This is a genomic window from Alistipes sp. ZOR0009, from assembly GCF_000798815.1.
Taxonomy (GTDB): Bacteria; Bacteroidota; Bacteroidia; order Bacteroidales; family ZOR0009; genus Acetobacteroides.
Window position 1 is genome coordinate 149,190 of sequence record NZ_JTLD01000004.1, and the last position, 16,619, is coordinate 165,808.

Sequence of the window (16,619 nt, forward strand, 5' to 3'; positions counted from 1 at the left end):
GAATTGGTCTTTAATTCGATCCAAGGTAAAATATTTCGTCAGTAAAAGAAAATTTAAATGCTATTCATAAAAAAAGGTGGTCAAGCCACCTTCTCTTATTTTGATGCTTTTGAAAGCGCTTTTTCCAACTCCTTCAGAGCACGTTGTGCTTCCCTCAAAGAATCATCAGCAACCTTCTTCTTCTCTTTTCCCTTTTCTACATTCTTTATTCCTGTCTGAACTTTTTTATCTGCCTCCTTGAATTTTGCTTCCAGAGCCTTCATTTCGGCCTTATACCTCGTTTCCAACTCCTTTTTATCCTTCTTTGCAGAGGCAACATCATCCTTATCTTTACTGTTAAGCATTTTTTCAATTGGCTTAACTTCACTTTCAAACGACTTAATCAGCGACTTTTCCTCAGCCTGAAGTTCTTTGAGCTCCAGATTTCCCTCCTTCTGCATCTCCTTACCAACAGTAATTAAGCTGTCAGCCTGATCAACCTTCGCTTGCGCCTTGTCTACCTTTTCTTCGGCTAGCTTAACCTTATTTTCCATCATGGTTGCTTTATCAACTTTTTGAGCACTAGCGCTCAACGAAGTTGCAATCACAAATAGTGCTACCGCAGCAAAGGCCACCATCTTTGTCCAAAATAATCTCCTCATGATCAAGTGTGTGTTTGATTTATTCCCACCGCAAAATAGGAAAAATGAGAACTCATTGTTTCTCATTTTTCAAAAAATAGAAGTAAAGCGCAAGAATTTTACCCATGTTCGCTATCTCTAATATCATCAACACTAACCAACTTGTTGATAATAGCATATATTGTCAATCCCGAGATTGATTTAATCCCCAACTTTCTCGATATATTTTTCCTATGGGTAACAACCGTATGTGGAGAAATGAAGTTTTTGTCAGCGATTTCTTTACTCGATAACCCCAAAGCAACGTCCCTAATAATATCCTTCTCTCGAATAGTAAGTTCCTCGGTAGCATCATCACCTATACTTGCCCGCTTATCAGAAATTAAGGCTTCAAAACGCTGCTGTAATTCAGGTAACTGCTGCTGCACGCAAAGATACTCCACTCCCTCAACTAAACTTTGCGGTTTCTCGTTGTACATGCAAACAATCAGAATATTGTAGCAAAAGCATGCCCGTAGGATCGATTCCATGCATGAATTACTAAACAAATCTTCCCCCACAACCAGAATGTTAGGACGAATTCGAGCGACAGCCATAGCAACATCTTCTTCCGTAATTTCGGGTTGAATAATACTTTTATCGATCCCCTCTATTAATGATCGTACCCCCAGCTGCAGCAAATCTGGACTTAATAATGATATGACAGAGAAGCTCATTATTTCCTCCTTTTTAATTCCTCTTCCATCGCAACAACCTTAGGTATCAGCACTTTTTCTTCTATACGAGAATGATCATCAAGGTCGTTATTTAAATGGAATAGTTTTTCTAGAATATCAAATGCCAATATGCTATCGCTCTCTTGCGGAACGTACTTTACGATTAAATTTTTTAGATCATCAAGCTTTTCTTCAATGTTGGTGTGCTCCTGAAGAAAATCCGTAATAGTATACTCCTTAAATTTACGCGCCATTTCTACCGGAAATGCTTCCTCCTCAAAAGATTGCTCCACTGCCAAAGCGTACGGAAACATATACTCATCTTCCGCATAAAAATGCTTCTCCATTTCGCTTCTATACTCGTTAAAAAAGTTGCGAATCAAACCGTTATAGGAAGATGATTTTGTCTCGCTCGCATACAACTCAAACAGATTTGCCAACTCGGGGAGTTGCTCTAAAATATACGCCCTATGTGACCTTCTCAAATAGTTCACAATCTCTCCAACAGAGAAGGTAGTAAGATGCTCTTCTGGAAAGTAGTGCGGATCATTATAGGTATTCAGTATTGCTACAACAAAATCAGGATTAAGCCCGTTTTTTAAGGAAACCTCCCGCACAGTAGCATCTCCAAAACCTAAAGAAATCCCAATTTTATGAATAACCGATAAAAGATGGTGATTTAGATAAATCACCTCTGCCATTTTTGATGAACTTGAAATCATTTCCTTTATAAATTAGCAACAAATCAAGAGTTAGTATCAACATCAAAGCCTTTCAGAAGTTTATGCCTTCGTAAATAAAAAGCCTCCGTATTAAAATACGAAGGCTCATTTCTTGTGACTATTTTATTTCTGTCTGATATACACCTGAATAGGCACTCCCTTAAAATCAAAGTTTTCTCGAAGCTTATTTTCCAAAAATCGCTTGTAAGGATCCTTTACGTACTGTGGTAGGTTTGCAAAAAAGGCAAACGAAGGAGTAACAGTTGGAAGTTGCGTTACAAACTTGATCTTAATATACTTACCTTTAACTGCAGGAGCTGGATAGTCCTCCAATATTGGCTGAAAAAATTCATTTAAGCGGGCGGTTGGAATACGACGCTTGCGATTTTCATATACCTGCATCACAGATTGGATAACATCATACACGCGCTGCATTGTAATTACAGACGTAAATATGATTGGTACATCGTTAAATGGAGCCATCCGCTCTTTGATCATTTCGGTGTACTTCTTCATGGTATTGTTATCCTTCTCAACCAAATCCCACTTGTTTACAACAACAACAACCCCTTTTTTATTACGAACAATGAGGTTAAAGATGTTTAAGTCCTGATTTTCGATTCCTTGCGATGCATCCAACATAAGCACACATACATCCGAAGATTCGATGGTGCGAATGGAGCGCATTACAGAGTAAAACTCTATATCCTCATTTACCTTTCCCTTCTTCCGAAGTCCTGCTGTATCAATTAGGAAAAAGTCTTGACCAAACTTATTGTATCGCGATAAAATAGAGTCGCGGGTGGTTCCTGAAATGGGAGTAACAATATTGCGATCTTGCCCCAAAAGCGCATTAGCAATTGATGATTTCCCCACATTTGGACGGCCAACGATTGCAATTTTAGGAACATCCTCCTCGTCTTCTAGGTTTTCTTCTTTAGGCAGGTTATCAACAACCGCATCTAAAAGATCGCCTGTTCCGAAGCCGCTCATGGAAGAAACGCTATAAGGGTCGCCCAATCCTAGCCCATAAAATTCAGCAGAATAGTATGCACGATCGTTACTGTCCACCTTATTGGCAACTAAGAATACTTTTTTCCCAGACTTACGCAACAGCTGTGCAATCGCAGCGTCATAGTCTGTTATTCCGCCCATTACATCTACTACAAAGAGAATTACATCAGCCTCCTCAATGGCTAACTCCACCTGCTTGCGAATTTCTTCCTCGAAGATATCGTCAGAGTTTACGGTATATCCGCCCGTATCTATTACTGAAAAATCACGTCCATTCCAGTCGCACTTACCATAGTGGCGATCGCGAGTAACACCAGCAGTCTCATCGACTATGGCCTTACGCATTCCTACCAATCGGTTGAAAAGGGTCGACTTACCAACGTTGGGACGCCCTACTATTGCTACAATGTTTGCCATTTTACTTGCTTATATGCTGCTCATAGCAGCTATTTAGTCCTGTATATATCCAAAATTTTTCAAATCGCGCTCATTGTCGCGCCATTTGTCATTCACTTTTACAAAAAGCTCGAGAAAGACCTTTGTTCCTAAAAACGCCTCCATTTCCTTTCTAGCCTCCGTTCCAACTTTCTTCAGAGCGCTTCCCTGCTTACCTATTATTATCCCTTTCTGCGATTGGCGGGCAACATAGATAACTGCAGAAACACGCATTAACTTAGCATCCTCAACAAAGGATTCTATGACAACTTCGGTACAATAAGGTACTTCCTTATCGTAGTTTAGAAAAATTTTCTCCCGTATTATTTCTGATGCAAAGAAGCGTAATGGCTTATCTGTTAGCTGATCCTTTGGAAAAAAAGGAGGACCTTCTGGCAAGAGCTTCGTAATCGTACCCATTATGACATCGGTATTAAACTTTTCCTTCGCCGATGCAGGAATTATCATCGCTTCTGGCAGGCGCACCTTCCACTGCTCTACGATCTCCTCCAACTTTTCCTGAGTAGTCAAATCAACCTTGTTAATAATAAGGATAATTGGAGTGGCCGTCTTCTTAAGCCGCTCTACGTACTCTATGTTTTTATCCGCAGTTTCGACTACGTCAGTCACATATAAAAATACGTCTGCATCGGTGATAGCCGTATTTACGAACTTCATCATCGACTCCTGCAGCTTATAGTTCGGTTTCAGTATCCCAGGGGTGTCAGAAAACACAATTTGGTAGTCATCAGTATTCACCAAACCCATGATACGGTGACGGGTTGTTTGCGCCTTAGCCGTTATTATGGACAACCGTTCGCCTACCAGCTCGTTCATGAGCGTGCTCTTTCCCACGTTGGGATTACCTAGGATATTTACAAAGCCTGATCTATGAGACATTACGCGTATTTTAGGCTACAAAAGTACAACAAACAATCGGTTTAGTAAAGCTATTGTTTGGCCAAGCAACTTTTAGTAAAAAAAAGAAATAGCGCCATTATAAGATGTATAGGCGATAGCGAGGCCTGATTCTGTTCAATTTAACATTCACTTTTGTAGTTTGCAAAGGTTGATTTGATAACTATTTTTCGGTTTTAAAAAGATTTTTGTGATAATTTACCCATATAAATTGGATTGAAATAATAATTCATTACTTTTGACGCCATCATCGATGGTGATTTTTTTAGCTGACGGACTATGAATACAAAATACACTGAGCTCGCACAGAACGAGCTTGTAAAATACTTACAGAAACCCTCGTCGGAGTTTACCTGCGAGGATATCATCAAGTTTATCGAGGCAAATGGCATCGAGATGGTAAACTTTCGCTATGCTGCTGAAGACGGAAAGCTTAAAACGCTAAATTTCGTTATCAACAACAAGGAGTACTTAGAAACCATTCTTTGCCAAGGCGAAAGAGTTGATGGCTCAAGCCTTTTCTCCTTCATCGAAGCTGGCTCGAGCGATTTGTACGTGATCCCTAAATACCGAACTGCATTTGTTGATCCATTTGCGGAAGTGCCTACCTTGAACCTTATCTGCTCGTTCTACAACAGCGAAGGTCAACCTCTGGAAAGTTCTCCCGAGTACATGCTACGCAAAGCAGTTGACACCTTTAAGCAGGAAACTGGATATACCTTCAAGGCTCTTGGAGAGTTAGAGTACTACGTCATTACGGATGATGAAAAATTCTATCCTGGCGTTGACCAAAAAGGTTACCACGCATCTACTCCATATGCTAAATGGGAAATGCTCCGAGTTGAAGCATTAAGCTTGATTGCAAAGGCAGGCGGATTGGTGAAATACGGACACTCAGAAGTAGGCTGCTTCGTAAAGGATGGCATCTACTATGAGCAACAGGAGATCGAATTCCTTCCAACTCCAATTGAAGACGCAGCAGAACAGCTTATTGTTGCCAAATGGATTATCCGTATGCTTGGATACAAGTACGGTGTAACCATTAGCTTTGCCCCAAAAATTACAGTAGGAAAGGCTGGTAGCGGACTTCACGTCCACATGATGCTAGAAAAGGATGGCAAAAACCAGATGGTTAGCGAAAGTAAGCTTAGCGATACCGCTAAAAAAATGATCGCAGGTATTCTTGATATCGCCGACGCGCTAACAGCCTTTGGAAATACCATTCCAACCTCATACTTAAGGCTAGTGCCTCATCAAGAAGCCCCAACCAACATTTGCTGGGGAGATAGAAACCGCTCTGTACTCGTAAGAGTTCCTCTTGGAGGCATTGGTACCGAAAATATGGTTAAAGATGCAAATCCTAACGGTGCTCCTCTCAAACTAAATCGTGACAGCAAGCAAACTGTAGAGTTTAGAGCCCCAGATGGTTCTGCTGACATCTACCTGCTTATGACTGGCCTGGTTGTTGGATCATTGCATGGGCTACAAATGGAGAATGCGCTTGAAAAAGCAGAAAACCTTTACGTTGGCTGCAACATCTTTAGGGATGAGAACAAGCATATCCTAGAAAAGCTTGACCAACTTCCTGCATCATGCTGGGAATCTGCAGATAGGCTCAAAGCCAAACGTGAAGTTTTTGAAAAATACGGCATCTTCACAAAAGGATTGATTGACAATAAGATTAAGATTCTAAAATCACATAATGACGCCAAGTTGAGCGAAGTGCTCTATGGTAAAGAAGAACAAATTGCTGCTTTAGTCGATAAGTATTTGCATGTGATGTAATTAGTTGCTCTCTTCATTACACCGAGTACACTTAATGTTTAGGATTGACACTTTGTATTCTTAAATTTAATGCTCACAAGTTAAGGGAAAAGGTGTAAAATAGAAAAGCGCCCCGGGAGGGTCGCTTTTTTCTTTTTTATGGAGCCAACCGTTCGATAGTCCATATCCCATTATCCAACCGATACTGCATCCTATCATGTAACCTATTTTTTCTCCCCTGCCAAAATTCAATCAATGTCGGACTCAAAATATAACCACCCCAATTTTTAGGACGCTTTATTGGCTTATCGCGGAATTCCTCCTTAAAGTCAACCATTAAATCTTCAAGATAGCGCCTATTAGGAACCACCTGACTCTGAGGCGAAGCCCATGCCCCTATTTTACTCCCTTCGGGTCTGGTTTTAAAATAGGTGTCGGAATCCTTCTCCGATACTTTTTGAATTTTACCTTCAATGCGAACTTGACGCTCTAGCTCTGCCCAATAAAAGACCAATGCTCCGTAAGGATTCTGCAAGATATTCTTAGCCTTACGGCTTTCGTAGTTGGTAAAAAAGCCAAAACCATCCTCACTTACAGATTTAAGAAGAACAACTCTAGCCGAAGGTTTCCCTTCAAAAGTCGACGTTGCCAACGTCATCGCCGTTGGCTCCAAAACATCACGCTTAATGGCGTCCTGCAACCACACCTCGAATTGCTCAAAAGGATTTGAAATTATATTTGCTTCATCAAACTCCTGCTGCCCGTACTCCTTCCTTATATTAGCAATATTTCTTTTCATACAATAAAAATTTAACCAGCTGTCTAAAAGAATATCGAAACGATATTACCCTCCAGACAAGCACCCGCTAACAAAATAATCCACATTAATAATCTTGCTAAAAGACGGTTTCTGTGAGGTTTCACTAACACAAAAAAATGATGTTTGTTTAACAACCAAAGCTGTAAAACAAAAAAGGCAGCCTATAAAAGGCTGCCGAACCAAAAATTCTAATGTCAGTTTGAATTATATGGCTTTTAGACTCATGTCTAAACTCTTTATTTGATGCGTAAGTGCTCCGACGGATATAAAATCGACACCACACTCCGCATAATCACGTAACGTTTCCAAAGTTATTCCACCGGAGGACTCTGTTTCAAATTTTCCATCAATTAATTCTACGGCCGCCCTCGTTTTTTCCAGATCAAAGTTATCGAGCATAATTCGGTGTACGCCGCCAACCTCCATCACCTTGCGAATTTCGTCTATAGAACGAGTCTCCACCTCTATTTTAAGATCGCGCCCTTTTACTCTAAGATAATCCTGCGCCTTCTTTATTGCCGATTCAATTCCCCCTGCAAAATCAACATGGTTATCCTTCAGCATGATCATATCGTAGAGCCCTATGCGATGATTTTCACCACCTCCTATTTTAACGGCCATTTTCTCCAATATCCTCATGCCAGGCGTTGTTTTGCGAGTATCAAGCACTTTAGTCTTTAATCCTTTCAACTTTTGGGCATAAACATTCGCCTGTGTTGCAACCCCGCTCATACGCTGCATTACGTTAAGAACTAGGCGCTCTGCCTGAAGTAGCGAATGTACACGACCTTCAACAAAAAATGCCACATCGCCAACCTTCACGTGAGCGCCATCAGTAAGCAGCTGCTCCATCTTTAGTTCGCCATCTATCCGACCAAAAATCAGCTTGGCAATCTCTATTCCAGCAATAATTCCCTCCTGCTTTACAAGAAGCTTCATCTTGCCCTGCTCGGAGGCTGGAATGCACGATAGCGATGAATGATCGCCATCCCCAATATCTTCCAGAATTGCGAGCTCTATGAGCTTATCAACCAAATCTGAACTACTATTTTTCATGCTTTTCTATTCTAATCTGCTGCACGATTTCCTGATGCCCATCGTAATGAGTGTAGTAAATCGACACATTAAAGTTTCCGTTATCAGTATAAAGCGTACCAACTATGTACATTTTGCTTCCACTTCCACCTTTCACCTTTTTCTTGAAACTTTTTATTCTATTTTTTAACAAAAAATCTTCAAGAATCACAGCGGCTTGCCGAGCGCTATAAATATGCCCCACTCCGTCTATCTTAAGTTGAAGACGTTCACCAAAGTATGGTCTAAGCTTCAGAACTTGACCAGAAAACACAATACTCCGAAAAGTAGTATCGTCCTGCTGCCTTGTTCCTCCCACAAATGTAACAAAAGTAAGCAAGCATGCTGATAAAAGTATAACTTTCAGGCTTGCATTCATTTCATTATTATTTTATGTTTGCTGATAGTATCCATTCTTCTAGCGGAAACCATGCCAGAATTGCCTTAAGCCGGATTTCTTTATGATTTTTAAACAACGTTAGAAGATAGGCGGTAAGCGTACAACCAACCTCTTGTGCGTTTAACGGCATAAATTACCCTATAAAAGAGCACTTCAAATGAAAATAGACCTCATTCTAATTGGCAAAAGCGATCAAAAATACCTACAGGAGGGAATTGACATCTACCTAAAAAGGCTGAAGCACTACTGCACCTTCGAACTCAAGGTTATTCCAGATATTAAGTCTACCAAAAATATGAGCGAAGAGCAGCAAAAAGAAAAGGAAGGCGAGCAGATTCTCAATATGGCCAAAGACGCCGACTTTCTTATGCTACTTGACGAGCGAGGTGATCGGTTTTCTTCTACAGAATTTGCTAACTTTATAGAGAAAAGACAAATTGCAGGAACCCGAAAACTGTGTTTTGTGGTTGGTGGACCTTACGGCTTCTCTAAGGAAGTGTACGCCAAAGCGACCTCCAAAATGTCGCTATCTGCAATGACCTTTTCGCACCAAATGGTCCGACTAATATTTGTAGAACAGCTTTATCGAGCATTTACCATAATTAATGGAGAACCTTACCACCATAAGTAAGCTAAAAAAAATAGTTAAACGTCCTCGGATATTCAACCATGGAATAACCATAGTTGGGATATCCCTGCTCCTTTTTCTGGCGACATTCTTTGCACCTCAGCTCTCGCAGTTTAGCACTTCTGATGCAGACCGCCTCGAGAATATCATAAATAAGCGCCTTGAAACGCTCTCCGAAATTGGAAATAAATGGCTAAACGACACGTGCAAAACCGAAAAATCAGCATTTGATTTACTCCCCATAAAAACAATCAACAAGTTCGATAAAGAAAACCTCGCCGTCTATTTTTACGATAGCACTCAGCTTGTTGCGTGGAGCAACATCCCTAATTTCCCTTCAGAAATAATACCATCCCTAGATTCAACATTAAAGATGATGAAGTTTAATGATGGATGGTACCTTGTTTCTTGTATAGAAAAAAAACAGAAGCTAGCGGTTCTGTCAATCCAAGTTCAATCGGAATATCGAATCAACAATAAGTTCCTCGAAAATAAGTTTAATCCAACCTTAGGCATTCCATCGTCCTTTACCTTAACCTCCGAGCCTTGTGGAAAAGAAAACCCGACCCATGAATTTGTAGTACGCCACAAAGGGAAACCAATATTTGCTTTAAACAAAGGAACCAATCCAGGATATAATCTAACTCTTAAGGATTTCTTCGCCTACCTATCTTTCATACTTCTTATTATCGGATGCTGGTCGGTGTTTTTTTCGCTTGGATTCGGAAGGAATGCCCGAGTTTTCTTTTTTTCGCTGATTTCCTTCAACCTACTTTTTGCCCTTTCCATCAGCTGGATTTCCAAATTCTTCACCGATCTATACCTATTTTCTCCAGAACTTTACTCCTCCAATATAGCCCCATCGCTAGGTACGCTTACCATATATGTTTTAGTATTTGTAGTATCCTGCTCTGTTGCATACTTTCATTATGTCGACTACAAAATACCGAAAAACAAGATGTACAAACCTTATGCGTGGCTATTATCTTTTTTCATAGCAACGACTGTTATTTTTGTCAACTATATTATATACAGTCTTGTTAACGATTCAACCATAGCATTTGGAGTTATAAGAATTGCGGAGTTGAGCAGGTATACGCTTATTACCTATTCCATCATATCGCTGCTGGTTATATCTATTATACTGCTGGTTGGAATTTTCGCTAGGCTATTTGGCTCCTTATCTGCAAAAAATAAGATCGTAATACTAGCAGTGCCAATATCCATTGTAAGCCTCATTGCTAAAATAGCCATACCAGAGTTAACCGTCTTCCTGTTTTTTGCCGCGTCAATAGTTACTTTTTCTATTCTTGTCTTTGTTCTCAAATCCTACCAACGAATTGGAATTGGAAGACTTTCGCTTATAATTGTCGCATGGGCTATTTCTACGGCGATTTGTGTGAGCCACTTTATTGTTTCGAGAGATACAAAGAATCGCATCGCATTTGCGGAAATGCTGTACAACGAAAATGACCCGATTGTGGAGGCATCGCTACCAGATATTACTGAAATGCTAAAGAAGGATGCCACCATTACTAAGCTAATCCAAAATCCGAGCCTTAACGACGACTCCATCTACAACCATATAAAAAACAAGTATTTTGGAGGCTACATGAGCCGCTACAGCCTTATTATTACAATATGTCCACTCAATGCAAACCTCTATCTATCTGCTGAAAAGAAAACGACCAACTGTAAGCAGTACTTCGAAAATTTGTTCTTGCAATCGGGCTCTAAAGTTCCTGACTCCCAGTTTTACTATATCAGGAATTATCCTGGACAAATATCCTACATGGGGTATATCGATTATCCTACCCAAAAAGACAAAACAACTCTTTACGTTGAATTTGACGCAAAAACCATCAACAATAATCCTGGATACCCAGAGCTTCTCCTAAAAAAAGTATTTACCAGAAATAATAACAACGACAAATACGACTACGCGCACTACATGAATGGCGTACTAGCAGCCAAGTACGGCAGCTACTCGTTTCCATCCATGATTACCCCCCCAACCTTAAAGCAAAAAACACTACTCGAAAAAGCAAACGGCTACACTCACCTCTACTACCGCTTTGATGAAAACAATACCATGGTAGTATCGCGCCCAAACCTCAAGGTTTTCGATATAGCCTCCTGCTTCTCATACATCTTTTTATTTCTCTCATTTTTAGGTCTTATTATCCTAAAACGAAGCCGCTTCCCCCTTGACGACTCCTTGACGCTTAAAACGTTCAAAGGCAAAATAACCCTATCCTTCATTTTTGTTCTTACCGTAGCGCTGCTGCTAACGGCCGTAGCCTCGCTAGTTTTTGGTGTGATCAGATTCAACACAACCAAGCAAAAAAACATTCAGGACAAAATGAAAAGCGCAATACCCGCCGTACAAACCGCGCTTAACAACCCAAATCCTAATGCGCTATCTACAGAAATGGTAAAAGTTTCAAACTACCTGTATGTCGATGTAAACCTATACAATACCAAAGGAGAACTGTTCGCAACTTCGCGCCCCGAAATATTTTATGAAGGACTGCAGGGATTTAAGCTATCGCCCAAGGCGTATAAACAGCTGGTAATTGATCATGACGGCTTCTTTGTAGATGAGGAACATGTTGGAAACATGAGCTTCACCTCGTCGTACGCACCTATTTTCGATAATAATGGAGCTCTTAAAGGTTACGTTAACCTGCCCTACTTTATGCAGTATAACGATTTACGCAGAGAACTTTATACCATAGCTATAGCCACCATCAACATATTTATCCTGCTACTTCTCCCTGCTATCTTCATTGGAGTTTTGATTTCCAACTCCATTACCCGTCCGCTGGCGCTTATTCGGAGCCGAATGAGGACTTTTGACCTCAAAACCAACCCCGACCCTATTCCATACATCAAAAATGACGAAATCGGAGATCTTATTGTTGAGTTTAATAAAATGATAAGCCAGCTTGAAGTTAGCGCACAAAAGCTTGCAGCATCCGAGCGGGATATGGCTTGGCGCGAAATGGCACGACAAATAGCCCATGAAATCAAGAATCCGCTGACGCCAATGAAGCTTAGCCTCCAGTACCTAATGATGATGAAAAGTAAGAAAGACGAGCGCTGGCTCGATCAATTTGACAGATATGCCACATCACAAATAGAGCAAATTGACTCGCTCGCAAAAATTGCCTCCGAATTCTCTGATTTTGCCAAAATAAACTTCGACGAAAAAACACCTGTATTCGACCTCCGAGAGCTCGTAAACGAAATTTTACCCATTTACGATGGATATCCTAATCTAGAAATCGTCTTTCACACCTCCGAAAAAGAGGCATCAATAAAAATAGACAAAGAGCACATGAAGCGTGTTATTGTCAACCTCCTGAAAAATGCGACACAGGCCGTAGATAAGGATAAGTACTCCCACATATCCGTTAAGGTAGAACGAACCGATAATTTGGTTATCCTCTCGGTAAAGGATGATGGAAAAGGAATGGACGAAGAAGTCAAGCGCAAGATTTTCACGCCGAACTTCACTACCAAAACCTCGGGATCGGGATTAGGGCTCGCTATCTCTCGAAACTTACTAGAAACTTATAATGGAAGAATATGGTTTGAATCTGAGCTAGGTATTGGCACCACTTTTTTCGTTGAGTTGCCGCTGGCAATCAGCAACGAATAGCATACTGTTTTCTTTTCAGCAGATTCATTTTATGCACTAAGAGTTTATATTTGTTAGGAGAATTTTAACCTAATCTAAACAAATATACTTCTGGCCTATGAATGCGATGCCATTGGTAATTACCGCTCTTGCCATATTTGCGCTAGCTTACCGATTCTATTTTGGCTTTATATCTGCCAAAGTTCTAACACTAAATGATGCCTCAGCAACCCCTTCTGGCAGATTATACGACGGACAAAACTATTTTCCCATTTCTAAGTGGGTATTATTCGGTCATCACTTCGCAGCAATTGCGGGGGCAGGCCCACTTGTCGGACCTGTGCTTGCTTGCCAGTTTGGCTACTTCCCTGGTTTTTTATGGATGCTAATAGGTTCTGTAATGGCAGGTGCCGTTCATGATATTGTAATTTTAACGGCATCCGTCCGTACCGACGGAAAGTCGCTGGTAGAAATTGTCAAATCTCAAATAAAAAAAACAGGAAGCGTTGTTACCGCATCTATAGCAACCTTTATAATAATTATTATTGCCATGGCAGGATTAGGGCTAGTTGTAGTCAACGCCTTGGCTGAAAGCTCATGGGGAACATTCACAATTGCGAGCACAATTCCCATAGCCATACTAATGGGTGTTTGGATGTATGTTTTTCGAAAAGGGAAAACAGCAGAGGCAACTATTATTGGAGTTTTGCTGCTAAGTGGTGCCGTTATATTCGGAAGATACATCCCTGGCTCTCCGTTCGAATCTTGGTTTACTTTTGATAAAAAGCAGCTAACCATTATCCTTGCGCTATATGGATTTTTAGCCTCAGTACTTCCTGTTTGGCTCCTTTTATCTCCTCGCGACTACCTTAGCTCCATCATGAAGCTAGCGGTAATTGGCATGCTAGCCGTTGGAATTATTGTTGTTGCTCCAGAATTAAAAATGCCAGCAGTAACTGCATTTATTCATGGAGGCGGCCCAATAATCAAAGGAACTCTTTTCCCTTACCTATTTATAACGATTGCCTGTGGAGCCATCTCCGGATTTCATGCGCTTGTTAGCTCTGGAACAACGCCCAAAATGGTTATGAAAGAGTCGCATATTCGTCCTATTGCAGCAGGAGCAATGCTAGCCGAAGGAATGGTAAGCATCCTAGCCCTAATTGCTGCTGCCAGCCTATTCCCGCTCGATTACTTCCAAATTAACCTCTCGCCTGAGAAATTTCAGGAGCTGCTACCGCAACTACAAGCAATGGGCTTCACCGAAACTGATTTTACGAGGCTTTCTCAAGGAGTTGGCGAGAATATTGCCGGCAGAACAGGGGGCGCCGTATCTCTTGCTGTTGGAATGTCCGAAATTTTCTCGAAAATACCTGGAATGAATAGCCTTATGTCCTATTGGTACCACTTTGCCATCATGTTCGAAGCGCTCTTCATTCTAACCACCATAGATGCTGGGACCCGCATTGCCCGATTCCTTCTTCAGGACATTATGGGTAAGGCGTACAAGCCATTCAGCAACTCCTCCAACCTTGCCGGAAATCTACTGGCAAGCGCAATTGTTGTCTTTTTTTGGGGATATTTTATTTATACAGGAAGCGTATCGACCATTTGGCCCATGTTTGGAACCGCCAACCAGCTTCTTGCAACCATCGCCTTGACTGTAGGCACCACCTACATCATCAACCAAGGAAAAGGTCGCTATGCATGGATAACAATTGTACCAATGACTTTTGTAGGCGTAACCACCATATATGCAGGATTCCTAAACATCATAAACCTATACCTCCCTCTGCTTTCGGATAGCAGCACGCTTACAGTTGGGCTAATAAACCTTACCCTAACTGGAATAATACTCGCAAGTGTTGTCGTTATTATTGCAGATGCAATTCCGATATGGCTTAAAGGCGCAAAAAAACAGCAGCCACCACAGTCGGTTTCAGATGCAGCAGGAAATCCTCAGAAGGAAGATATATTACACTAAAAAAGGGATCCCCTAAGTTTTCTACAACCTAGGGGATCGCCATCCTTTGTTTTTTATTGCCCACCTTAACCAATAGCCCAATAAACAATTATATTTGAAAGATATTATTAAAGCAAGAACAAGACGTTACGATGAAAATAGCGGTAAACGCTAAAGCCCTCAACAAGGGAAATAGCGATGGCGTTGGTAGATTTACCTACGAAACTTTCAGTAGGATTGTAAAGGCACATCCAGAACATCAGTTCTATTTCATTTTTGATAGAAACTACCAGCATAACCACGTTTTTGGACGGAATGTAGAGCCTATCGTTGTTGGACCACCAGCAAAGCATCCGCTGGCTTGGTGGTATTGGCACGAAGTGCTGCTTGCCGATCAGCTCAAAAAAATAAAACCGGATGTTTTTGTTGCTCCCGATGGCTTTCTGTCGCTATCAGTACCAACAGCGCAGGTGGCCGTTATTCACGATCTAAGCTTCGAGCACTATCCCGAACTCGAAAAGTGGGGAAGACGCAAGTATTTCCAGCACTTTTTCCCTCGCTTTGCGGAAAAAGCCAGCCGAATTCTTACCGTATCGAACTTCTCCAAGTCCGACATTTGCGGCAGCTACAAAATATCGCCGCACAAAATAGATGTAGCCTACAACGCAGCCGATCCAATATTTGCACCGCTTACCCAAAATCAAATAGACGATTTACGCTTCGATTTGACCGACGGATGCCCCTACTTCATATACGTAGGCTCCATTCATCCTCGAAAAAATGTGGGCAGAATGCTCCGCGCTTTTGATAGGTTTAAGGATGAAACGCCTTCGAACTATAAGTTCCTGATGGTTGGTAATCCAGATTTCAAAGCACCTAAAATCGAAAAGATTTACCGAGAGATGCACCACAAAAAGGATGTAATTTTTGCTGGATGGCTATCAAACGAGCACCTCTCTAAAGCAGTTGGTGCTGCGGAAGCGTTGGTTTTCGTTCCTATATTCGAAGGTTTTGGGATTCCGCTAGTGGAGGCCATGAAAACCAACGTGCCAATTATAACCTCTTCGGTAACCTCGCTGCCCGAAGTGGCTGGCGATGCGGCCCTACTGGTTGATCCGTTCTCCATCATCGAAATAAAAAATGCCATGACCAAAATGGCTACCGACTATAACTTCCGCAACACGCAAGCATCGTTGGCCTTTGAAAGAGGGAAGCTTTTTAACTGGGACAACACGGCAAGCTTGCTTTGGAGCACCATTCAAAAGGCAATAGAGTAGCCCATGAGTAACCTCCAACCCTACTTACATGCCGATTTGCTCGAAGCAGGTTGCGACGAAGCAGGAAGAGGCTGCCTAGCAGGACCTGTGGTTGCTGCGGCAGTAATTCTCCCAAAAGAATTTGACCTTCCGCTTCTCGACGACTCCAAAAAGCTGAGCCATAAAGTTCGTGAAACGCTAAAAGGGCAAATAAAGGAGCAGGCGCTGGCTTGGGCTGTAGCCGTTATCGACAACGAAACCATCGACCAAATTAATATTCTCAACGCATCAATTCTGGGGATGCAGCAGGCGGTAGATCAGCTCGCCATCGCCCCCAAGCTGCTTCTAATTGATGGAAATCGATTTAAAAAGCACCAAGAGTATAACCACCAGTGCGTAGTTGGCGGCGATGCCAAGTTTGCCAGCATTGCCGCAGCCTCTGTTTTGGCCAAAACCTACAGAGACGAGCTCATGGAAACGCTTCACAACGAGTTTAGCGTATACGATTGGAGTAAGAATAAAGGGTATCCCACCAAAAAACATAGGGCAGCCATCGTGCTTCATGGCATTAGCCCGTACCACCGCAAATCGTTTAAGCTAACCGACGAGCAACTGAGCATAAAATTCGAATAAGCTTCAATCATTA

The 16,619-nt window shown here is 41.5% G+C and carries 14 protein-coding genes; 6 read left to right on the forward strand and 8 right to left on the reverse strand.

Going from position 1 to position 16,619, the window contains the following annotated elements:
• Window positions 1-95 precede the first annotated feature (95 nt).
• The 5 genes from L990_RS01345 to era form a co-directional block, all read right to left on the reverse strand.
• Entirely contained in the window at window positions 96-641 is a 546-nt protein-coding gene (locus L990_RS01345) for a hypothetical protein (protein WP_047444717.1), read from the reverse strand.
• Window positions 642-739: 98 nt separating this feature from the next.
• On the reverse strand, window positions 740-1,336 hold the full coding sequence (locus L990_RS18950) for a response regulator transcription factor (RefSeq protein ID WP_052180634.1): 597 nt from the start codon (window positions 1,334-1,336) through the stop codon (window positions 740-742).
• Window positions 1,336-2,058, reverse strand: a complete 723-nt coding sequence (locus L990_RS01355) for a hemerythrin domain-containing protein (protein ID WP_081981562.1) — start codon at window positions 2,056-2,058, stop codon at window positions 1,336-1,338. The genes L990_RS18950 and L990_RS01355 overlap by 1 nt, the downstream gene beginning before the upstream one ends.
• Before the next feature lie 123 nt (window positions 2,059-2,181).
• Complete coding sequence (gene der / locus L990_RS01360) at window positions 2,182-3,489, reverse strand: ribosome biogenesis GTPase Der (protein ID WP_047444721.1); 1,308 nt, start codon at window positions 3,487-3,489, stop codon at window positions 2,182-2,184.
• A gap of 33 nt (window positions 3,490-3,522) precedes the next feature.
• Window positions 3,523-4,407, reverse strand: a complete 885-nt coding sequence (gene era / locus L990_RS01365) for a GTPase Era (protein WP_047444723.1) — start codon at window positions 4,405-4,407, stop codon at window positions 3,523-3,525.
• A gap of 297 nt (window positions 4,408-4,704) precedes the next feature.
• On the opposite strand from era, the gene L990_RS01370 reads away from it, so the two are divergent.
• Entirely contained in the window at window positions 4,705-6,210 is a 1,506-nt protein-coding gene (locus L990_RS01370; RefSeq protein ID WP_047444725.1) for a glutamine synthetase family protein, read from the forward strand.
• Between the two features lie 136 nt (window positions 6,211-6,346).
• Here the strand turns inward: L990_RS01370 and pdxH are convergent, their stop codons facing one another.
• The 3 genes from pdxH to L990_RS01385 form a co-directional block, all read right to left on the reverse strand.
• Window positions 6,347-6,988: a pyridoxamine 5'-phosphate oxidase gene (gene pdxH / locus L990_RS01375; RefSeq protein WP_047444726.1), complete on the reverse strand. Its 642-nt coding sequence runs from the start codon at window positions 6,986-6,988 to the stop codon at window positions 6,347-6,349.
• 225 nt (window positions 6,989-7,213) lie between these two features.
• Entirely contained in the window at window positions 7,214-8,065 is an 852-nt protein-coding gene (gene nadC / locus L990_RS01380) for a carboxylating nicotinate-nucleotide diphosphorylase (RefSeq protein ID WP_047444727.1), read from the reverse strand.
• Window positions 8,055-8,462 (reverse strand): DUF4783 domain-containing protein, encoded by a 408-nt coding sequence (locus L990_RS01385; RefSeq protein ID WP_047444730.1) that lies wholly within the window; start codon window positions 8,460-8,462, stop codon window positions 8,055-8,057. Before L990_RS01385 ends, nadC begins: the two co-directional genes overlap by 11 nt.
• Before the next feature lie 178 nt (window positions 8,463-8,640).
• Here L990_RS01385 and rlmH point away from each other — a divergent pair, with 178 nt between their 5' ends.
• From rlmH to L990_RS01410, 5 genes are all read left to right on the forward strand, one after another.
• Entirely contained in the window at window positions 8,641-9,114 is a 474-nt protein-coding gene (gene rlmH, locus L990_RS01390) for a 23S rRNA (pseudouridine(1915)-N(3))-methyltransferase RlmH (protein WP_047444732.1), read from the forward strand.
• A complete protein-coding gene (locus tag L990_RS01395) occupies window positions 9,089-12,775 on the forward strand; it encodes a sensor histidine kinase (protein WP_047444734.1) in 3,687 nt (1,228 codons plus the stop codon). The genes rlmH and L990_RS01395 overlap by 26 nt, the downstream gene beginning before the upstream one ends.
• Before the next feature lie 97 nt (window positions 12,776-12,872).
• On the forward strand, window positions 12,873-14,738 hold the full coding sequence (locus tag L990_RS01400) for a carbon starvation protein A (RefSeq protein ID WP_047444736.1): 1,866 nt from the start codon (window positions 12,873-12,875) through the stop codon (window positions 14,736-14,738).
• 131 nt (window positions 14,739-14,869) lie between these two features.
• Entirely contained in the window at window positions 14,870-15,994 is a 1,125-nt protein-coding gene (locus tag L990_RS01405) for a glycosyltransferase family 4 protein (protein ID WP_047444739.1), read from the forward strand.
• A 3-nt stretch (window positions 15,995-15,997) separates the two neighbouring features.
• Window positions 15,998-16,606, forward strand: coding sequence for a ribonuclease HII (locus L990_RS01410; protein WP_047444741.1), 609 nt, complete (start codon window positions 15,998-16,000; stop codon window positions 16,604-16,606).
• The last annotated feature ends 13 nt before the right edge of the window (window positions 16,607-16,619 follow it).